Source organism: Epilithonimonas xixisoli, from assembly GCF_004365655.1.
GTDB lineage: Bacteria > Bacteroidota > Bacteroidia > Flavobacteriales > Weeksellaceae > Epilithonimonas > Epilithonimonas xixisoli.
Map to the genome: position 1 here is coordinate 745,667 of NZ_SOEO01000003.1, position 22,515 is coordinate 768,181.

At 37.0% G+C, this 22,515-nt stretch carries 17 protein-coding genes; 9 read left to right on the top strand and 8 right to left on the bottom strand.

All coding sequences use genetic code 11. The features are described 5' to 3' along the window. The first annotated feature begins 9 nt into the window (after positions 1–9). From B0I22_RS15415 to B0I22_RS15455, 9 genes are all read left to right on the top strand, one after another. Positions 10–1,620, top strand: a complete 1,611-nt coding sequence (locus B0I22_RS15415; protein ID WP_133946366.1) for a DUF5074 domain-containing protein — start codon at positions 10–12, stop codon at positions 1,618–1,620. 336 nt (positions 1,621–1,956) lie between these two features. Continuing rightward, positions 1,957–2,577 carry a hypothetical protein gene (locus B0I22_RS15420; protein WP_133946368.1) on the top strand — a complete coding sequence of 207 codons (621 nt, stop codon included), beginning with the start codon at positions 1,957–1,959 and terminating at the stop codon, positions 2,575–2,577. Positions 2,578–2,708: 131 nt separating this feature from the next. Then, positions 2,709–8,126 (top strand): Ig-like domain-containing protein, encoded by a 5,418-nt coding sequence (locus tag B0I22_RS15425; RefSeq protein ID WP_133946370.1) that lies wholly within the window; start codon positions 2,709–2,711, stop codon positions 8,124–8,126. A 17-nt stretch (positions 8,127–8,143) separates the two neighbouring features. Continuing rightward, on the top strand, positions 8,144–8,674 hold the full coding sequence (locus B0I22_RS15430) for a hypothetical protein (protein ID WP_133946372.1): 531 nt from the start codon (positions 8,144–8,146) through the stop codon (positions 8,672–8,674). 255 nt (positions 8,675–8,929) lie between these two features. After that, a complete protein-coding gene (locus B0I22_RS15435) occupies positions 8,930–10,387 on the top strand; it encodes a tetratricopeptide repeat protein (protein ID WP_133946373.1) in 1,458 nt (485 codons plus the stop codon). A gap of 340 nt (positions 10,388–10,727) precedes the next feature. Beyond that, positions 10,728–12,155: a tetratricopeptide repeat protein gene (locus B0I22_RS15440; RefSeq protein ID WP_133946375.1), complete on the top strand. Its 1,428-nt coding sequence runs from the start codon at positions 10,728–10,730 to the stop codon at positions 12,153–12,155. A 301-nt stretch (positions 12,156–12,456) separates the two neighbouring features. Continuing rightward, positions 12,457–12,909, top strand: a complete 453-nt coding sequence (locus B0I22_RS15445) for a transposase (protein WP_133946377.1) — start codon at positions 12,457–12,459, stop codon at positions 12,907–12,909. Continuing rightward, positions 12,885–13,172, top strand: coding sequence for a hypothetical protein (locus tag B0I22_RS15450; RefSeq protein WP_133946379.1), 288 nt, complete (start codon positions 12,885–12,887; stop codon positions 13,170–13,172). The genes B0I22_RS15445 and B0I22_RS15450 overlap by 25 nt, the downstream gene beginning before the upstream one ends. A gap of 43 nt (positions 13,173–13,215) precedes the next feature. Beyond that, positions 13,216–13,542: a helix-turn-helix domain-containing protein gene (locus B0I22_RS15455; RefSeq protein WP_133946381.1), complete on the top strand. Its 327-nt coding sequence runs from the start codon at positions 13,216–13,218 to the stop codon at positions 13,540–13,542. A 72-nt stretch (positions 13,543–13,614) separates the two neighbouring features. Here B0I22_RS15455 and B0I22_RS15460 read toward each other — a convergent pair whose 3' ends face one another. The 8 genes from B0I22_RS15460 to uxaC all read right to left on the bottom strand — a co-directional run bounded on the left by B0I22_RS15460 (position 13,615) and on the right by uxaC (position 22,490). Beyond that, a complete protein-coding gene (locus B0I22_RS15460) occupies positions 13,615–15,225 on the bottom strand; it encodes a UxaA family hydrolase (RefSeq protein ID WP_425459600.1) in 1,611 nt (536 codons plus the stop codon). Positions 15,226–15,453: 228 nt separating this feature from the next. Further along, a complete protein-coding gene (locus B0I22_RS15465) occupies positions 15,454–16,911 on the bottom strand; it encodes a tagaturonate reductase (RefSeq protein WP_133946385.1) in 1,458 nt (485 codons plus the stop codon). A gap of 5 nt (positions 16,912–16,916) precedes the next feature. Continuing rightward, positions 16,917–18,446 carry an MFS transporter gene (locus B0I22_RS15470; protein ID WP_133946387.1) on the bottom strand — a complete coding sequence of 510 codons (1,530 nt, stop codon included), beginning with the start codon at positions 18,444–18,446 and terminating at the stop codon, positions 16,917–16,919. A gap of 30 nt (positions 18,447–18,476) precedes the next feature. Next, the gene (locus B0I22_RS15475) at positions 18,477–19,142 is read right to left on the bottom strand and encodes a beta/alpha barrel domain-containing protein (RefSeq protein ID WP_133946389.1); all 666 of its coding nucleotides are present in this window, start codon (positions 19,140–19,142) and stop codon (positions 18,477–18,479) included. A 6-nt stretch (positions 19,143–19,148) separates the two neighbouring features. Beyond that, positions 19,149–19,598, bottom strand: coding sequence for a NanQ anomerase/TabA/YiaL family protein (locus B0I22_RS15480; protein WP_133946391.1), 450 nt, complete (start codon positions 19,596–19,598; stop codon positions 19,149–19,151). An 11-nt stretch (positions 19,599–19,609) separates the two neighbouring features. Continuing rightward, entirely contained in the window at positions 19,610–20,614 is a 1,005-nt protein-coding gene (locus tag B0I22_RS15485) for a sugar kinase (RefSeq protein WP_133946393.1), read from the bottom strand. Between the two features lie 59 nt (positions 20,615–20,673). Next, positions 20,674–21,021, bottom strand: a complete 348-nt coding sequence (locus B0I22_RS15490) for a cupin domain-containing protein (RefSeq protein WP_133946395.1) — start codon at positions 21,019–21,021, stop codon at positions 20,674–20,676. Between the two features lie 65 nt (positions 21,022–21,086). Next, positions 21,087–22,490 (bottom strand): glucuronate isomerase, encoded by a 1,404-nt coding sequence (gene uxaC / locus B0I22_RS15495; protein WP_133946397.1) that lies wholly within the window; start codon positions 22,488–22,490, stop codon positions 21,087–21,089. Positions 22,491–22,515 lie beyond the last annotated feature (25 nt).

Below are 22,515 nucleotides of genomic sequence, written 5' to 3' on the forward strand. Positions count from 1 at the left end.
GTAAAACTTATGAAAAAATTCTATTTATTCTCGGCAATTGCATTCGGGATTTGGGGCCAGGCACAGAATTATACCAACGGGTATTTTATGATTAATGAAGGTCAATTTGGTTCTGCGAATGGTTCTCTTAACTTTATTGATAATAATGATCAAATCGTTTATCGTCCTTACGCCACAGAAAATAGCAATGGTGCTTTTGGTGCGACGGCGCAATTTGGAACTGTGTATGGCGGAAAGCTCTTTGTGGTTTCCAAGCAGGCAAGTGACAATGACGCAACTTATTCTGCAGGCGGAAGATTGGTGGTTGCAGACGCTGTGACACTTAAAAAATTGAAAGGTTTCAATGAGATTGATGGAAAAGATGGTCGTTCTTTTCTTGGTGTGGATGAGAAAACCGGCTACATCGGAACATCCAACGGCATCTATCTTTTTGATATAGAAAATTTGGCAATTGGCGCTTTGATTCCAGGAACTGATGTGGTTGTGGATGCAAGTCCGGATCCGTACAAAACTTTGAACCAAATTGGAAATATGATTCGCACGTCGCAATACGTTTTTGCTATCAAGCAAGATCTGGGGATTTTTGTCATCAATCCTAAGACTCATCAGATTGTTCAGACTATTTCTGGCTCTTTTAATTCTATTGTGCAGGCGAAAGACGGAAGTGTTTGGGCTATCAAAAGCAATCAATTGGTGAACATCAATCCTACGACATTTGCACAAACCAACTATGCCATTCCGACGAAAAAGTATGATGGAAGCTGGGGTGCTTGGAATGCGGGGCCTTTCACGGCAAGTATTAAGGAGAATTCACTTTACTTTTTCCCAATCGATGGTTGGTCAACGAGTAATACTTTGGTGAAGTTTGATGTGGATGCTAAAGTTTTTGATGAAAATTATTTGACAGTGCCAAGTTCAGCTGGCGATATCTATGGTGCTGGAATCCGTATTAATCCAAAGAATCAGGATTTTATTATTACGCCGAATGAATTTTATTACACAGATAGAATCATTAGATTTAATAAGGACAAAGTTCAGCAATCATTATTGACAATTGGCAATGGTTGGTATCAATCGATGCCGGTTTTCCCGGATGTGAGCGAGCCGATTTTGAATGCAAGTTTTCCAACAGAAATTTCTTTGACAGGTGTTTCTATTATCGATTTGAAAAATGTGGTTTCTGATGATGATAATCTTGCTTTAGCAATTGTAAAATCTATCAAATCTAATAGCAACACTTCGTCTATCAAAGCAGAAATCAATTCCAATGACGAGTTGGTTTTGACGCCAATCAATGCGGGAACTGCTTCTGTGGTTATCAGTTTTAATTCCAATGGTAGAGTGGTGGAAAAAACCATTTCTGTGAGTTCATCATCATTGGCAACAGCCGAAATCAAGAAATTGCAACTTAGCATCTATCCAAATCCAACAGCCGATATTTTGAATATCAAGACACAGGACAAATTGGTTGAGATTTCTGTTTTTGATATTTCTGGAAGACAGTTTAATGTCAAAATCAATAACGGACAGGTTGACGTGAATGCACTTCAAAAAGGAAATTACATTCTAAAAGTAGTGACAGAAAAAGCGGTTTATCAAGAGAAATTTATCAAGAAATAATTTCATTAAATTTAAAATTATCAAAGCCTTCAAATTAAATTTTGGAGGCTTTTTTTATGCTTTTGCGTTATGTTTTGGATTTGAAATTCGTAAAAATAACACATTAAAGTAGAATTATTTTCAATTTTATATAAATGTCACACTAGCTGAATCGATGGAAATAGTAGCTGAAATTATCTTTTGTTAATTTTGATAGATTGTTTTAATGTATTGATTATTAGTTTTTTAAATGATTAGGGTATCTGTTGGGACTCTGTTTTTTACTACTCTGAAATGTAATTTTGTTTCTTTGCCTCATTGAAAAAGTAAATTTATATTTTTTCAAATATCGCAATGATGGCAAGAACACAAATTTTGAAAGACATTAGACCAAACATTTTTCTCTATAAGAGAAAAGTGTTTGGGATTTTGTTTTTGTTTTTGATTCAAATTATTTCTGCGCACGTTGGTATTGGAACGATACCAAAATATGATTTTGAAGAAGAAACGATGGTCTCTGATTCTATTATTTCAGATCATAAAGATAGTGTTCAATCCAAAGTGGAAATATACATCACTGCAGGAACAACTATCATTGATTTGGAGAATGCTGTTGAGGGAAAGATAGTCGTTGTAAAATCCCCAAATTCTAATGATAAGCATCAATCTATCGCAAAAAAGAATGTTCTTGAAAAGTCTGTAAAACCGATTGAGACTAAAAAATATGTTGCTAAACACATTCAAGAACATATATATCCTTCTTCTCAGACAAATGTTTTTTACTCGATCAGTGAGTCAATTACAAAAGCTGTGGTTTCTTCAAAAGACTTTCATTCGAAATTTTTATTGAAGCCCATTATCATTTTTGGTTCTCCAATTTTCGAAAATTTAAAAAATAGTATTTATTCTGATATTCAAAATATTAGGATAGAATTTTGGATGCTTTTTTCTGGTAGAGCACCTCCTGCATTCATTTAAAATTCTCCAAAAATCTTAAAAATTATTCTTGACTTCTTCAGTTGAAAAACTGTTAGAACTGATTTCTATTACACAAATTTTTAAAACAAATGAAAAGACATTTTATTTTATATTCTAACATTAAGCTGTTGATGTTTTCTATAATATTTTTAGCTTTAAATGTTACCCAAGTTTTCGCTCAGACTACAGTCAGTAAAAGAATTTCGTTGGCTAATGATGATGTTGAACAAGCTTTATCAGGAAAGATGTATTTTGATAGCACCGATCTTGAACTTGGGTATGACGATTTTGATAATCAAAGAAACCAGACCATTGGACTTCTTTTTAGGGACTTAAGTATTCCACAAGGAGCTACTATCACGAATGCCTATGTTCGTTTTACTGCAGATGGTTCTTCCAGCGGATCAGTTTCTTTAAGAATATTTGGACATAATACCAATAGTGGTGCTGCTTTTTCTAATGCTAATTATCACCTGACAGATCTTCCAAAGACTGTTTCTGTAGATTGGTCTCCTGCTTCTTGGAGCAGTAGTAGTACTTATAATACACCTGATATAAAAACAATAATTCAGCAAATTGTAGATCGTGCAGGATGGGCAAGTGGAAACAATATAAGTGTAATAATTCAGGACACTAGCGGAAACTCTAACTATCGAAAAGCTTATGCGTATAATGGAAGTACCAGTAGAGCAGCAGAGTTAGTTGTTACATACACGATTTGTTCACCAGAGATTTCTGCTCCCGTGTTCGTTTTAGGTAATTCTAGCAACAGATGTCCGGGAACAATAGGTACTACATATACCGCCAATTCTGCTGGTGCAACAAGTATTATATATAGTATTTCCAATTCAGGAACTGGTACTCAACCCGCGATCAATGCTTCTACGGGAACCGTAACCTATGCCGCAAACTGGTCAGGTACAAGTGTCATAACCGCTACCGCACAAGGTTGCAAAGGACCGAAAACATCTACGCATACAGTAACCACAGGACCGCAAGTAGGTACTCCGGTATTTGCAAGCAATTCAAATAGACGATGCTCCAGTGCAGGTTCTGTAGACTACACAGCTACAGCTTCTGGAGCAACAAGTATAACGTACAGTATTAGCAATACGGGAACAGGAACTCAGCCTTCTATTATTGCTTCCACAGGAAGAGTAACCTATCCTGCCAATTGGATCGGAACTTCTACAATCACTGCTTTAGCGTCGGGATGCAGCACAACGGCTTCTGCTACATTTGTAGTTAGTTCAAAAGCTGTACATGCAATAGATGACGAAGCTGCTGGAGAAGTAGGTACACCTTTGAATTTTAATGTATTGACAAACGATCTTTGTAGTCCAAATGCTTCCACCTTAACACTTGTTACGCAACCTGCAAATGGTATTGTTCAAATTAGTACGGGCGGTCAGTTGACCTATCTTCCGAATGGTAACTTTGTTGGAATAGATACATTTGTCTACAGAGTTTGCAATGCTCCAGCGGGAGATTGTTCTGATGCAACTGTAACAGTAAGGATTATAGGTGACGGCGTTTCAGCTTGTTCCAATGTTGGACTTCCACATACATATTATGTTCCTTTTCCAGAAAATACAACTCAATTAAGGAAAGCATTACGAAGCGCAAGTAGCAGTACATCTCATACAACACAAGCTCAAAATATCTTGAGTATAAAGACCATTTTTTCCGGTACCGTGATTTACTATGACCATTGGGAAGACGGATTTGAGGCTACTACGGGTGCAAAAACACAATCTACAACGCAGGTTTGGGGTGATGGAAATCTAACCAATGGCGTTGCTCCAGGTTATTCTACAGATATATTGCCAGAAGGAGCAATTATAAACCTTGAGTCCACATTCGCCTATCGAGCGGGTGGTGGAGACACAACGTCTAATTCCTCCATTCAGTATGATGGCCGTGACAAAATATATACATCCAATCCTATCACAATGGTAAAGGTGGTAGCAGATGCTGGTACCGTTGCTAATCCTCTGATGCCGGTGCAAAGCTTGAAGACCAATGTGGTGGATATGTCCAAATTTGGTAATCTGTATGTTATCCCTTTCGGGGAAGATATTTATAATCTGCAAAACCCGACACAGTTCACAACAGTGTTTAATTATGTAGGCGTTTTTGTACGAGCGTCTAAAAATGGAACAGTTGTAACATTAGATTACAATGGTCCTAATGTATCTGGTGGTATTATTCAGTCTCCGGTATTAGCCGAAGGACAGGTTTGGTTTTATGATGGTAATGAGACCGAGCCAGGAACTCCTCCTGCAAATGCCAACCAGACGGGAGCTGCTCTGCCTCCTAATAAAAATAACGCCAGCGACATAAAATCCGGGGCAATTATTACGTCAAACCATCCTGTTGGGGTAGATCTTGTTTTTGGAGATTTATTTAATTTTGGTACTAGAAACATTCCATTATTACCAGCTAAATACTACGGTAATACTTATTTTTCGCCAGTTCATACGGCACCACATACTATTGAGAATGCAGTGGATGGGGTACCTACTTATGCGATATTTGCCAATTCTCTTGGTACGCCAATCACAGTCAACTGGCAAAGTGGTTTAGGTAGCACAGGTAGCGTCGTGATTCCTGCCAATGGATATACCTCATTGAAACTTACAGATGCAGCGGCTTACAGATTCAAAAGTGCAAGCGGACAAAGTTTTACAGCGGTAACCGTTATCGATGTAGCTGAGTCTAGTGTAAGCAATGGATCAGGGTCGCATGCAGGAGGATTCGACTGGGCATTTAGTATGATACCGGAAGAACAACTCAGTAGTTTTGTATCTACCGCTTGGGCGCCGGGTCGCTATGGAACGACTCAAAGCCCTAGCCAGAACTATCATCCGGTATGGGTTACGACACCTACCGCTACTACAATTTATGTAAAATACAACGGGCAGGTTAAAGGAACAAGTGGTAGCACAAGCCCTTGTGGATTGAAATATGATATAGCATATCCAGTTAGCGCTTTGCAATCTTTACGAATCCTTGATCCCAATGATGGTGATCAAACAGGGATGTCTATTTATACTTGTGATGGAACCAAGATATCCGGTGTATGGGGACAGTATTCTGCTACTGCTCCTGGAGGTAATCCAGCTTTGGACGTGGGATATGTACTGACACCAGAATGTATGAATCACATCCTTGAGGCGTATGACGATAGAAGTGTCACTTTTCCAGACACACCAGTTACAATATCGGTTTTAAATAATGATGTCGGAGTTTTGGATCCATCACAATTAACGGTGGTTGCAGATCCATTAAACGGAACCTATACAGTAAATCCAAATGGAACTATTGTTTATACACCAAATCCCGGATTCACAGGTACAGATACTCTTACATACCAAATCTGTAATGCTGATAGATCATTGTGTGATACAGCTGTGGTTACAGTAGTGGTTGGATGTTATAATGTAGAATGGAAACATAATATTTCTGGTAAAGTATTTACAGATGAGAATTATAATGCAGTTTTGGATTTAACCGAAGATGGTTATCAACATACCGTGAATCTATACAGAGATACGAACGGTAATGGTATTTTGGATGTATCTGAGACGACTCCAATCCAAACAAAAATGTCGGAATCAAACGGAAACTATTTGTTTCAAGTAGATACGCCAGCTCCCACAACACAAGCGATTCACGATTTTGCTACTGTAAGTTATACTGCAGGAACAGGTTGGGCTTCAGGTTGGGTAGAAGAAGGTGAAACCACTTCCCCAAGTGCAGGCAGTATCCAGATTGTATCTGGACAACTTCGTTTTACTGGAGATGCGACAAGATCAATAAAAAGAACTGTTACCGGAGCTACAAATAATGCCATCTTAACATTTGATTACAGAGGAGAAGGACTTGAGGGACTTGCCACGGAAAGACTAGTGATTCAAGCTGGGCCTACGGCTACAGGACCTTGGACGGAATTAGGATCGTTGCATAGTATTAACAATTTGAACTCATCTACAAAGAGTTATAATATTCCATCTACTTTAGTAGGAACAGGAATGACGATTCGTTTTACAACTAGCGGAATTCAAGATGATTTTATTTATGTAGATAATGTACGAGTCCAGTCCATACCAACAGTAAATTACATTGCACAATTAGCACAACCGATTCCGACCAATAAATTCCAGACATTGCCTGTTGCTCCTGCAACCGCTTATCCTATCGCAATGCGAGGATTTGACAGCAGATGTAACCTCAATTTTGGTTTGGCAGACATTGTAGATCCTTGTGAAATATCTGTTACCAATCCGGATTCTGATGGAGACGGCATTTCAGATTACTGCGATATGGATGATGATAATGATGGGATTCTAGACACCGCGGAATGTAGCAATACGATTAATGATATGTTTGCTGTTTACTCAGGAGGCGGTTTGACAAATATTACTCCATCAGATTTCGGGCTGGCATTAGGAGCAAAAAATCAAAATGTTACCAGAGATCTGAGTGCCAAATTCGGATATCCGGTAAACTCGGGAGCTGTTATTATTTCGCTTAGCAATGCTTCTGTGCATCCAGGATCAGATGCATGGTGGACTAAAGTTGGAGAAACACCATCAGTATGGAAAATTACCGGTACCATGAGTGCATTTGTGCTAATGAGCCAAAACCCTGAATATTACGGTCAGGACAGCAAAACTATTCATATCTATGATAGTGCAACAGTGATTCCTGTAACAGTGCCGGATATGGCAAATCAGACGGCAGTACCAGGAACATGGGATATCATAGAAACATCAAGCGCCAAGAGCTTGAGGAATCTACAGACGGCTTCGACATCAGTAGTCAACAATCCTGCTAGTACCGGATCCGGAAACTGGAGGTATGTCAATATGAACTTCGGTACCAAGCATTTCGGATTCTCTACCACTACACCACATGCCAATCCTACTTATGCTGTACTGTTATATCTGGAGTGCGATTCAGATGGAGACGGCATCCCAAACCGATTAGATCTGGATTCTGACGCAGACGGCTGTTCTGATGCCTTCGAAGGTGGAGCAAACATAAACCAAGCAAGTTTGTTAACTTCTGGAGGAACACTTTCCGGTGGAAGCACAACAGTAAATCAAAATATCTGTACAACTTGTGTAAGCACTTCAGGAACTAATATTGGCTTGCCTCAGTTTGCAACGCTTCCTAGCGGATATAGTAATACAACTGGACAAACTATTGGCGATTCTCAAAATGCCGCTGTGAAAAACTGCTATTGTACTCAACCGCCTTCTGCCGGAACAGGTGAAATCACGAAAGTAGGAATCTCCGTTCAGCAGAAACAGGAAGGTTGGCCAGAGAATATTCCAAACGGACATATTGTTTTGGAATCCAAAGAAAAAGGATTGGTGATTACAAGAGTCAATCATGTGAGTTTTACGCCACAAGCTACAGATTCTATTACCGCACCATTTGCTGGAATGTTGGTCTATGACATTCAGGATTCTTGTGTGAAACTTTATAATGGCATCAATTGGAAATGTATCGAGAGAAGTTGTAATGATACTTCCAATTAATTAAAAAAAATACCAAAATGAAAAAATTAATATTAATAATTTTTCTGAGCTTATCCGTCACCAATGTGAGAGCACAAGTGGCAATCGGGAAATCTACCATTACCAATGGTAGCGTACTTTTGGAGTTTGATAATGCAGTAACCAATAAAAAAGGCATTATACTTTCTTCCGTGGAGAATCTGACAAATGCTTTAGCAAGCACACCTTCTGCGAATAACGGAACCTTCCTTTTTGACAGAAGTGATGATACGGTAAAGATGTACGAAAACAACAGTTGGGTAAATCTTAGTAATTCTGGAAGTGAAGCTAAAATTACACCTAATACTTCTGGAGAAACGAGTCAGACTCAAGGCGCCATTATTGGAGCTGCAACCAGCAATGCAAAGGGTGTATTGGTTTTGGAAGCGACAAACAAAGCGATGGTTTTGCCTTGGATTCAGAATCCGCATATCAATGTGAAAGATCCTTATCCTGGAATGATTTGCTACGACACAGCCAGTAGAAGTCTAGCGGTATTCGACGGCAGTGTTTGGAATTATTGGAAATAGAACGGAGAATTAAATATAGACCTTAATATTTGGGGCGACGTTAATATAATTGCGTTGCCCTTTTTCATCAAAATATCAATTGAGACAGGATTATTAGTGAAATTCAATTTCTTAAATCAACAAAAAATAAAAAAAGTTATTTTTGTATTTTATTTCTCAATGTACAGAAATGATAAGTTGAGTTGCTGCTAATTTGTATGATTGAAAACTTAAAAATAAATGATTTTAAATTTCTTATTTAAAAAAAATAAATCAATGAAATCTCTTTTGCTGATTTTCATCTCTTTTTCCTTTGTTCAGGCTCAGACATCTCAGATTAAGAAAATAGATTCACTGATTTTTAAGGAGGCTAGCCGATTGCGTTCCAAAGCACAATACAAAGAGTTGATCCCATTGGGAAATCAGATTATTCAACTCTCAAAAGCGATTGATTATACCAAAGGTGAAGCTTGGGGCTATTCCAGATTAGGAAACGCTTACTGCACTTTAGGAAACTACTCAGAAAGTCTGAAGGCGCTTGATAAAGCCAAAACAATATCAAAGGATGTAGATGATTTTAGATTAAAAGCATTCATTGCACTAGAACTCGGAAGAAATTACAATGAGTCCGATGTTTCTAAAGATCAAGCAATAGAACAGTTTAAGCTGGGTGAGGGTTTTGCAAAAAAAATAAAGGACCAATATGACCGCGAAACTTACTTGCTGTACTCGTACGAAAATTTGGCTGCTGTCTATTCTCAGATCAACAAGAATGAGCTGGCCATACCATATGCTTGGAAAGCAAAACACATAGAAGAGAACGCATACATACTATCTTTTCTCACTTTTTATCATATCAAAGAGAATAAGAATAATGATTCTATTGAGTTTTACTTGAACAAATCCACTTCTTTTCTGGATAAAAACCCAACGTTTACTTTTGAAAAAACGATACTTAACAATCAATGGGGAAAGTATCACGAAGACAAAAAAAATTACAAAGAAGCGGTCAATTATTATTCAAAAGCAGAAAAACTCGGACTGGAAACTAAGGCGATGGATGAGGTTTTAAAAACTTATCTCGGCTTATCCAGATCTTATGAAAAACTAAACGATTACAAACTGACTGTGAAGTACGAACGCAAATTTTCCAGATTACAGGATAGTTTGACAAAAGCAAAAAGTAAAAGTATCAATAGTTCTGTTAATCAAATCGTTAAAGATAAAAATGAATTGCACGAAGGAGAAACGTCACTTCTTAAAAAAGTAGCAATTGGTGTTTTTATCATTGCACTAATTATCTTTTTAATTTTTATCAGGAATATCATCTTTGCTAAACAGCAGAGAAAAAAAACCACTGAATTGCTGACTGAGAAAGAAACCATCATTAGCAAAAAAGAAGAAGAAACCCAAGAGTTGAAACTCAAAATCAATGAATCTATCGAGGAAATAGTGCAATTGGCTAAGGATAATTCTCCGGAATTTTGGGGCAGATTTCAGGAAGTTTATCCAGATTTTAGAGGTAAATTGTTGGCTACAAATCCAGACCTCAAATATTCAGAACTTATTCTTTGTGCGTACATTTATCTTGGTTTCAATACAAAAGATATTGCGGAATATACATTTAAAGCGATCAAAACAATCAAGAATAATAAGTACAATCTTAGAAAACGTTTGGGGATTGAAACCAAAGATGATTTTGTTATCTGGATCAGAAACAAAGTAGATAGTTAATTCGTAAATAAACTGATTTTTTTACATTTTAATTGTTGATTTCAAACAATCTATTTTTTTTCGCCTTGTTTTGTAAAATACGATTATTAATACCTTTCCATCATTTTTTTTAAGAATCCTCAGGTTTTGATAGTTCTGGGGGATTTTTATTTAACATAATAAATCTTAATTTTGTAATTGATATAAAAGAAAAATATCAACTTGCTCATTATAAAAAAATAATGAATGTTTTTCGGAACTATTCTTTCATTAAAGTAATTATGGGAGTCGGTTGTATTGAAGGAAAATTTCCAAGAATGATTTTCTAGTCCAATAAGAAATTTCCTAATCTCAAACAGTTATGCGTCAATATCTCTTAATCATTTTACTCTGTCTTCCACTATTTCTAGCTTCACAATATTCGAAGAAAGAAATAGACTCTTTGAACCTGAAGATTTTCGAACTTAGAAAAGAAGGAAATCTTGATGGAGCACTCGCTTTGTGCAAAAAATTACTTGCTGATAAAAAGAATTTTGGTGAAAAAAAAGAATTACTTAGAACTTACGTTCAAACCGGTAATATCCTTTCTAATCTTTCCAGAGTCAAAGAAAGTTTTGAATATCTGGAACTTGCGTTGGAAGGAAATAGGGATCTTCAGGATGCAGAAATAGAAGCAAAGATCAACGGAGAATTTGGCAGAAATTATGTAGAACTAGGTTTTATCCAAAAATCTATTGAATCTTTTACAAAAGCAATTGATCTGTCAAAAAACGTCGCTGAACCAAAAATCAGAAAACCATTATTACAATACTTGTACAGTATCAGAGGAGTACAATATGAAGAAACAAATCAATTGGATGCTTTCTACAAAGATCTTCATCATGCACATAGATTAAATCCTGATACTTATTCTGCATCGCGACTTGCAAAGTATTTTACGGTACATCGTGAGAATTTGGATTCTGCAAAATACTATCTGAAAAGGGGAGAGGAGATGTTCAGCACAGGCAAATTTCCTATTTTTCAAAAGTCTGTTTTGCTGAGAAGCTACGGCAGATATTATTATAAGAAGAAAGATTACAAAAAAGCAATTTCAAATTACGAGGAATCCCTGGCCATCTCCGAGGAATTAAATAAACCAAAAGATCTCAAAGACACACATAAGTTGCTTTTTGAAGCTTACAAAGCTGTGAATGACGAAAGCAATGCAAACAAAAATCTGGAACAATATTCGAAAATCAATGATAGTTTATCGTTTGAACATAAGAAGATTCAGGACACGCCGATCAAACATATCTTAAGGGAAAAGGAAGAGCAGGATCAAAAAAAAGAAAAGAATTATCTTTATCTGCTTATCATTCTATTTGCTATTATTCTTCTGGCTGTCTATCTTATATTAAAAAGAATTTCGAAATCCAATAGGATAGAAAAACTAGAGATTATTTTTGAAAATGAAGTGAAAACTCAAGAATTGAAACTAAAAGTTAATGAATCTTTTGATGAGGTCATCCATTTGGCAAAAACCAATAGCCCAGAGTTTTGGGCGAGATTTCAAGAAGTTTATCCTGAGTTCAGAGGTAGATTGTTGGCAATCAATCCGGATCTGAAACACTCCGAGCTTATACTAAGTGCATATATTTATCTAGGATTCAATACAAAAGATATTGCGGAATATACCTTCAAGGCTATCAAAACAATTAAGAATAATAAGTACAACCTGAGAAAACGTCTGGTGATAGAAACCAAAGATGATTTTGTCCTGTGGATCAGAAATCAAATTGATAGCTAATTCATAGATAGGCTTATTTTTTTACATTTTAATTGTTTGAATTAGTGAAATTTATTTTTTCATATATCAAGAATATTCGTTTCTCTAGTGTTTTTATGAATTTTTTTTGAAAATTAAAACATTTCATAAATATCAGAATATAAACCCAATATCTTGATTTTTCTTAAAAAAGGTGATGTTTTTCTCATTCGTCAGCAATTATCTTTAGTCAATTTGAAAAATGGGCATCATTTGGGTATGTGTTTTTTTCGTCAAACCAATCAGCATTCTTTTTTTTGTAGGACAAAATTAATTAACCATTATGTCCCTTTCCAGCACAGAAAAAGGAATCCCAAATTTTAAAAAAATCCATATCGGAAATACAATTAAACAATCTGTTCTTGAGAACAAGTTGGATGATTTCCGTATCTGCAATTTTATGCAGTGTACACAAGATGAAATCAATGAAATGTATGAGAAAGAAAGTCTGGATGCTGATGTTTTATTAAGATGGAGTAAACTTCTGAAGTACGATTTTTTCCGCATCTATTCCCAACATTTAATTTTATATTCTCCACCTTCCAAGGCTTCTTCGGAGCAGGAGCAGAAAAGTTCTGTTTTACCTGTATTTCGCAAAAATATCTACACCAAGGAAGTCATTGATTTTATTTTGGATCAGATAGATTCCGAGCAAATGTCAAAACTTGAGGTAATAGAGCACTACAATATTCCCAAGACAACCTTATACAAATGGATCCGAAAGTACAGAAGTTAAAGGTCTTAATTGATAAATATCTCAACAAAAGCAGAGGAGAGATCTATATCATATTCGGGAGTCCGTCTGATGCATCAGATCAGGAAATCTGGTTTTATACCAAATATAGACTTGGCGTCTTCAGAGATGAAATAGCATTTGTCTTTCATCAAAATAAAATATGTGATATTGTGATTACTGAATATTTTCTGTGGAAAGAACGAAGAAATATTTTTTACTACGAAGGACAAAACCCTCAATACAGAATCATAGAAATCAATTGATTTAAAGTATTAATGATTTTTATATAAGTTATTTTATAAATTAATGAAAAATAATAAACCCAATTACTTCAGAATATATAATGATATTCTTAAAAAAAGATTCCCTCACAAAATAAAAGAATGTGAGGCTATACTAAGGAAAAGTGATTTGAGTGTGCTCGATATTTTAGAAATCAACAAAATAATATTTGGGAAATCGAATGAAGATAATCAAGCTTTTGACCAAAAACACAGAAGTTATCAACGATCTGATATTTTGCAAATTTTGGACTATCAGAAAAAAAATAGGCTTAATAATGTCCAATTAGCCTCTCATTTTAATCTGAGTAGAAATACTGTCACCAAATGGAAAAAACTTTATGTAGTTTGAAAATAAAGATGATTTTCAAAAAAAAGTGCACTCAAAAAAGAATGCACTTTAAAACCTTAAAATTCAAAAAAATTATAATGAAACCCCTCGTTTCCAAGGGATAAATACATCCTGTTTTAGTTGGTCTGCTTTCGTTTCCACGTTACCGCTTGCCAATTCGATAATATAATCTACAATCTCCTCACCAACTTCCTGAATGCTTTTTTCGCCCGTGATCACGGTTCCTGCATTCACATCGATGATATCAGACATTCTGTTAATCAACGCTGTATTGGAAGAAATTTTCACAACCGGAGCGATTGGATTTCCCATCGGATTTCCTAAACCTGTGGTAAACAAAACGACTGTTGCGCCAGATCCTACCAATCCTGTGGTACATTCTGCATCGTTTCCTGGTGTGTTCAATAGATTTAAACCTGGTTTTGAAATGTATTCGCCGTAATCCAAAACATCGACGATTGGCGCAGTTCCACCTTTTTTAGAAGCACCTGCAGATTTCATGGCGTCGGTAATTAGACCATCTTTGATGTTTCCTGGCGATGGATTCATATCAAACCCTGAACCTGCATCCACAACGGATTTTTCGAAAGCTTTCATCAATGATAAAAACTTATCTGCTTTTTCCTCGTCCACACATCTGTTCATTAATTCCTGCTCAACTCCACACAATTCTGGGAATTCTGCCAAGATTGTTTTTCCACCCAATGCTGCGAAAATATCCGAAACAATTCCCAAAGCTGGATTGGCAGAAATTCCTGAGAATCCATCAGATCCACCACATTCCAAACCAATGCTGATTTTAGAAACCGGCGCAGGTTGACGCTCGATTTTGTTGGCTCTTTTGATGGCTTCGAAAGAATCTTTGATCACCATTTGGAACATTTGATCCGTCGTTCCGATTTTTTGTTGCTCGAAGATCAAGATCTCTTTGTCGCTATTCGGGCTCATTTCTTTCAAAGCATTTTGAAAAATATCAACCTGAAGATTCTGACAGCCTAAACTCAAAACCGTTGCACCAGCCACATTCGGGTTGTTCACATAGCCTGCTAGCAATTTTGCCAACAATTCAGAATCTTGACGGATTCCGCCACAACCACCTTGGTGATTGATGAATTTCACCTCGATATTGTCTAGAAGATTCTCATTTCGAGATTTATCTTCCACTTCTGCCACGCTTTTTTCTTCAATCAGAGAGCGTAGGAAATTTTTGTAGGAAACTTCTTTTTTTGGCAACAATTCGTTTTCGAAAATGTCTTTCAGTTTCTCAATATTCTTGTTTTCACAAAAAACCAATGGGAAAAATAGCCACACGTTTTTGGTACCAACTTGTCCGTCAGAGCGGTGATAACCATTGAACGTTTTGTCTTTCCATTTATCAACATTGGGTGGCGTCCAACCAAGATCTCCAGTTTTTTTGAAAACCGGTTCACTTTGGTGTTTCACATTTTCAGTCGTGATCACTTCACCCTTTTGGATGGTTTGATTGGCTTTTCCAACCACAACACCATACATGATAATTTGGTCGCCAGCTTCAAAATGTTCTCCAGCAAATTTATGTTTAGCTTTTGTATCCGTTAAAACTTGGTAAGTGATTCCGTCTAATTCAACGAATTCACCAGCGTAAAGATCCATCAGCGCTACAACAACGTTGTCTTTTGGATTTACTTTTAATACTTTTTTCATAATTTTTAAGTGTTTTAAAAATTAATTGTTTGTCATTTAATAATTTGGGCAGCTTTTCCGTCCTCCGTTCCCGCTATTTTTTGCAGACGATTTCCATTACGATAGAAATTGATTGCACGCAAAAAATGAGCTCCACTCAGGCCGGGCTGCAACGATTGAACGTTTTTATAGTAATAAGAATTCTATTAATATTTAATCCAAACAGAACTCAGATTAATCATCAAAATATTACTGAACGAAACTTTTATAACCTTCCTCAATACCACTGCAATCGATTGCACTAAGGGCTTTAGTCACAGATTCCAATAGTCTTGGAACTTCAGTAAGATCCTGATCCCAGAAACTGATTTCAGACAAAGCTGCTTTTGCCACTTCTCCAAGATCATTGTTTGCCCAGATTTCGTTGAATCTTGCAATCACTGGCGCATCATCCATCACTGGAAGTTGCTTCCCGTTGAATTCACCTTGGTAGAATCTGATCAAAGCTGCAAGAGCGAAAGTCAAATTGGTAGGCAATTCGTTTTTAGTTTCAACATATTGTAACAAACTTGGCAACACTCTCACTTTGAATTTCGCAATTGAGTTCAATGCAATGCTAGAAAGCTGGTGTTTCAAGAATGGATTTCTGAATCTATCAAAAACTTCCTCAGCGAAAGCCGTCAATTCTTCTTTTGAAAGGTCAAGCGTTGGGATGATTTCGTTGTAAACTGTATCAGAAATGAATTTTCCAGCGAATTCCGCATCGATTGCTTCTTTTACAGTTTCTTTACCGTCAAGGATAGAGAATGCCAACATTGCTGTGTGAGCGCCGTTCAGGATTCTTACTTTTCTGGTTCTGTATGGTGTGATGTCATCAACGATCAAAACCTGATCATCAATTTTATCAAAAGGAATCTTAGCTTTCAATTTGTCATCACCTTCGATCACCCAAAGTAAGAATGCTTCGCAAACTACCATTAAGCTATCATCATAATCAAATTTAGCTTCGTATTCGTCTTTTTCTTCTCTTGGATATCCAGGCACGATTCTGTCCACCAAAGTGTTGTGGAAAGAATTGCTGTTCTCAACCCAAGCAGAGAAACCTTCTTCCAGATTCCAAAGTTGAGCATATTGAAGAATATATTTTTTTAATGTCAATCCATTATTCTCGATCAATTCGCAAGGAATGATGTGAAGACCTTTGTCCTCAGCACCATTGAAATGTTTGAATCTTTCGTAAAGGAAAGCAGTCACTTTTGCAGGGAAATTCTTGTGCGGTCCAGCTTCAAGCGTTGTTTCAGATGGGTCAAAAGCAATTCCAGCTTCAGTGGTGTTTGATAAGATAAACTCAAGATCTTCGCCTTTCGCCAAATCAAGATATTCTTGATAATTTTCGTAAGGACTTAATGATCTTTGGATGGCGGAAATCACGCTTTGATCGTCCACAATTTGACCTTTCTTCACACCTCTCACGAAAAGCGTGTAAAGATTATTTTGCTCTTCCAGCATATCAACAAGTCCACCTTGAGTTGGCTGAACAACCGCAACACCAGCATTGAAACCAGCTTCTTTGTTCATCTTGTCAATCAAATAATCAACAAAGGCACGCAAGAAGTTTCCTTCTCCAAATTGTAAAAATTTTATCGGTAGTTTCTCCGTCAAAGCGGCGTTTTCACGGCTAAGTTTTTGTTTTGTCTGATATTCCATTTTCTTTATTCTTTAATAATTTTATAAGTCGGAACCAATGATTTCATTACAAACCACGCAATCAAATAAGCGACAGCACAGAATGAGAAAATAATCATATATCCTTTGTCGATACCGTCTATAACCACGGCGCCGGATTTTTCTAATTGTTCAAAAAAACCTTCCGGCAAACGTTGTTCTGCATACTGAGGAAATTTTTCCAAAAGTGGAACGCCATCTACAGTTGTCCAAGCTTTGTGCGAATAATCGAACAATAGACCAGAACTTTTATTGATAATTGTAGAACCAATTCCGCCAGCTAATCCACCAATTCCTGTGATGGTTGCGATGGCTTTTTTTGGAAACATATCACCAACGGTGGAGAAGATGTTTGCTGACCAAGCCTGATGCGCCGCACCTGCAATACCAATAATCAATACAGGGAACCAGTAAGAGATTTTACCTGTAGATTGTGCTAATAATGCCAACAATGGGAAGAATGCGAAGATCAACATCGCTTTCATACGACCAGAATACGGGTTCATTCCTTTCTTTTCTACAAAGTAGGTCGGAAGCCAACCACCAACGATGGATACCAAAGTAATCATATAAAGTACGAACAATGGAAATGCACTCTGCGTACTGTCCATTCCGTAAACTGAACTTAGGTAAGCCGGTGTCCAGAAAAGGTAGAACCACCAAACGCCGTCTGTCATAAATTTACCAAAGACAAAAGCCCAAGTCTGTCTGTATTTGAAACATTGCGCCAACGTAAAAGTTGTTTTTGGCTGAGACAAATCTTCTATTATCGTAGTATCGATATCTTGGTTGATGTAATCCAATTCACCTTGATTCACTTTTGGATGCTCGTGTGGTTTTTTGTAATAGAAAATCCAAATTCCCATCCACAAAAATCCTAAAGCACCAATGATGATAAACGCCATTTCCCAACCCAATGCTTTCGCAATGAAAGGAATAGAAATCGGTGCCGCAAGCGCTCCAACAGTTGCCCCAGCGTTGAAAATACTGGTCGCCAAAGCTCTGTCTTTTTTAGGAAAATATTCTGCTGTAGTCTTGATGGCGGCAGGGAAGTTTCCAGCTTCACCAATTGCTAAAATCAATCTTGCAAAGATGAACAAGGCAACACTCACATTGATAACTCTGGAAACGTCCTTAACTGTAGCAATGTTATGTTTTGCTCCCTCAAAACCTACAAACCAATCGCCCAATATGATTCCGGACGTTGCAATCCCACAAAATGCGTGTAAAACTGCACCTACAGACCAAACTCCAATTGCCCAAAGAAACCCTTTTTTAGTATCCATCCAATCCACAAATTTCCCTGCGAAAATCATACTTGCAGCGTAGAAAATCGAGAACAATGCGGTGATGTTACCATAATCATTATTGTCCCAATGGAATTCTGGTGCAATAAAATCTTTCCAAGTCAAAGATAGAACTTGCCTGTCCAGATAGTTGACCGTGGTTGCCAAGAAAAGCAAACCAACGATGGTCCATCTGAAAGTGGTCGGTTTTGTAGTTGTAGGTTGATTCATATTAAAAATGATTTGGTTTGTGTTTTTATTTTAAGAAGCTTTTATTGATTTGATAATCTCTAAAACTTCTTTAGTTTCGTTTTCAATTGTTGCATAATCTTTTGATGCCATCAGTTCTTTACTTACCAATTTGCTTCCCATTCCAACAGCAGAAACGCCTGCGTTGAACCAGCTTTCGATGCTTTCTTTGGTTGTGTCAACACCACCAGTTGGCATAAATTTAAGGTTTGGGAACACGTCTTTTATCGCGCTCATAAATCCAGCTCCTAAAGCATTTCCTGGGAATAATTTTACGAAAGTCACGCCTGCAGCTTCCGCCGTGATGATTTCCGTTGGTGTCATACAACCCGGGCTGTAAAGCAAATGTTTGGAGATCAAAAATTCTGCAACTTCCGGTACAAATCCTGGACTGATAAAGAAATCTGCGCCAGCTTTTTCGTATTCTTCCGCTTGCTTCAGATTCTTTATGGTTCCAATTCCCAGAAGCATTCCTGGCATTTCTGCATTTCTAAGTTCTACCATTTTGGTAAAGTTGCTCAATGCAAATTCGCCTCTGCTTGTATATTCTACAGCGCGGATTCCGGCTTTGTAAAGTGCTTTCAGTATGTCGAGAGTTACCGTTTCGTCTGCGTTGTAGTACAAAGGCAAAAGACCTTGGTTGATGATTGCATTGGTAACTAATTGAATCTTTGTCATTTTTTCTTAGATTTTTACTTTAAAAACTATTTTTCTAATGAAGCCATCTCCAATCATTGGTGCGTGGACATCATTTGGATAAAAAATAGCAAACTGATTATCGTTTAATTGGAAAAACATATCCGGATTATCATTGTAAAAAAGAACATCTTTTTCTGCATTGTATTCTCCGATTGGGTTTGTGCATTTTTGCCTTGGTTTCCAACCTATATTTTCTATTCCCTTAAGACAAATTTGGATATCAATATTTTGATTATGACATTCGAATTTTGAAAGACTTTCTTCTTTTGTCTTGGCCATTTCATCAAAAACAATCATTCTAAGACCTTCTTGAATCTCTGTAACGCCAATTTCCAAAGAATCTAAATTCTTGTTTTTTAAATATTCGAAAGCTTTTTCAAATAATGGATTTAGCAAAAAATATTGAGAAGCGTTTTCTAATGTATCTATAATCATTTTTTTCTGAATTATCTCTTTATCCTTCCGCCTTTATCGCCATTCATCACATCCAAAATATCGGAAGCACTGCAATGGTTGATATCGCCTGGAACTGTATGTTTGATGGCGCAAGCGGCGTTTCCAAACTTAAGAGCGGTTTCATCATCGAAGTTTAATAAACCATAGATCAAACCTGCTGCGAAAGCATCTCCGGTTCCGATTCTGTCTACAACTTGTAGGATTTCGATTGGTTCAGATTCGAAGTAAGTTTCATTTGACCAAGCTCTTCCTTGCGTTTCCTGCGTACTTGCGCTGGCACCAACTCTTACTTTGTCAAATATCTTTTTGATGGAAGGCATTTGTTTCTGAAATTCTTTACAAGCTTCGATGAAACTTTCTTTGTCAGAAGAGAAATTTGTTCCGATAATTTCGTTGATTTCATTCACGCCACCGATGAAAATAGTGGAGTAGGACACCAATTCTTTCAAAACTTCGAAACCTTCTTTTCCGTATTTCCAAAGGTTTGAACGGTAAGCTGGATCTGCTGTGATCTCGATTCCTTTTTCGTTGGCAGTTTGCAAACCTTTCTTCAGAGCGATGTAAGCACTTTCTGATATTCCTGGAGAGATGCCTGTCCAGTGAAAATAATCTGCGCCTTCCAGAGCTTTTTCCCAATCGATTTGATTTGGGTTGATGTTAGCAAAAGAACCATTGAGACGGTTGTAAGCAATTCTGGAAGCACGAACAGATGAACCAACTTCCAAGAAATATAATCCCAAAGGATGTTCATTTTTTGAAATATGAGTCGTATCAATTCCGTAACTTTTGATGGATGAAACGGCTGATTCTCCAACGAAATCGTCAGAAACAACGCTTACGTGTTTTACGTCACAGCCCATTGTCGCAAGCGATGCTGCAACATTCAGTTCTGTACCTCCGAAAAAGAATTCCATCTCGTTGCTTTGCTTCATCATCCTGTTGTTGGCAGGTGACAATCGCATAATTACTTCTCCAAAGCTTACTACTTTGCCCATTTAATTTATTATTTTTTGCTAAACCTTCAAGGTTTTTAAAACCTTGAAGGTTTGAATTTCTATTTTATAAAATCTTCTCTGTGTGGGCTGAAAACATCAACCAAAATTCCGTCCTCGAGACAGACAACACCGTGAATAATATTTGAAGGTACGAAAAATGAATCACCTTTTTTCAAGGTTGCCTTTTCTTCGCCAATGGTAACTTCAAAACTTCCTTCAGAAACGTAAGTTACCTGAATGTGTGGATGTTGATGCGCGTAACCAATGCCTCCTTTTTTGAAACGAACATTCACCATCATTACAGAATTGTCGTAGCCAACAATTTGTCTGTCGATATATTCGTCTATTTTTTCCCATTCTGTGGAATCGGATTTGTAGAATGTTTGTGGTGTTTGTTTTGTTTTCATAATTTTCAATAACACGCTCCATAGGTTTCACCTACGGCTACTGATGTTTAACCCTTCGGGTTTTGCTAAAAAGTGAAATAATCTTTTGCATTCTGATAACAAATGTCCGAAACGACTTTTCCTACCAAATCCAAGTCTTCTGGCAATTCTCCTGTTGCAATTTCTTTTCCTAACAAGTTACACAAAACTCTTCTGAAATATTCGTGTCTTGGGAAAGAGAGGAAACTTCTGGAATCCGTCAGCATTCCAACGAAAGTGCTAATCAATCCCATATTGGAAAGTGCATTCATTTGTTTTTCCATTCCGTCTTTTTGGTCCAGAAACCACCATCCGGAACCAAATTGTACTTTTCCTTTTACAGACCCATCATTGAAATTTCCAATCATTGTTGCCATAATTTCGTTGTCGGCAGGATTCAGATTATAAAGGATTGTTTTTGTTAATTTATCTTTAGAATCCAATGTGTTAAGGAACTTTGAAAGTTTTTCTGCTTGAGAAAAATCTCCGATAGAATCCCAACCTGTGTCTGGTCCAAGAACTTTCAACATTCTTGCATTGTTGTTTCTCAACGCTCCCAAATGGTACTGCTGAACCCAACCTAAAGAATGATAAGTTTCTCCCAAGAACAACAAAATCGCTGTTTTGAATTGCTCAATCTGATGAGGCGTTAAAGTTTCGCCTTTTCTTTTAGTTTCAAAAATTGTATTGATTTCTGAATCTGTGAACGTTTCAAAAGAAATGTTATTCAATCCGTGGTCACACAATCTGCATCCGTTGGCGTGAAAGTATTCAATCCTTTTAAGGAGCGCATCCTGTACATCCTTGTAAGAATTAATTTCGATTCCTGCAGATTCACCTAATTTATCGATGTAAGAATTATAATCTTCATTGTCAATCAAAATCGCTTTGTCCGGACGGAAAGCCGTGCTAACTGTGATTCCGATATTATTTTGTTTGATTGTCTGATGATATTCCAAAGTATCAATTGGATCTTCTGTCGTACAAACCGTTTCCACATTTCTCATTTTCAATAAGCCGTGAACAGATTTTTCTGGTGTTTGAAGTTGAGCTGATACATTTTCGTAAACTTCGTCAGCATTTTTTTCGCTTAATAAATCGTAAACGTCAAAATATCTTGCTAATTCCAAATGTGTCCAGTGGAACAAAGGATTTCTCAAAGTATTCGGAACTGTTTTTGCCCAAGCTGAGAATTTTTCTTTGTCAGAAGCATCTCCGGTGATGAATTTTTCGTTCACGCCCATCGTTCTCATCGCTCTCCATTTGTAATGGTCGCCACCAATCCACACTTGAGAAATATTCTCAAACTGACGGTTTTCGGCAATCTCTTTTGGAGGCAAATGGTTGTGATAATCGATGATTGGTTGTTTCTCAGCAAATTTGAAATACAATTCTTCAGCGAATTTATTTTGTAATAAAAATGTATCTGTGATAAATGGTTTTGTGCTCATAATATTAAAGTTAGAAGTTGGAGGT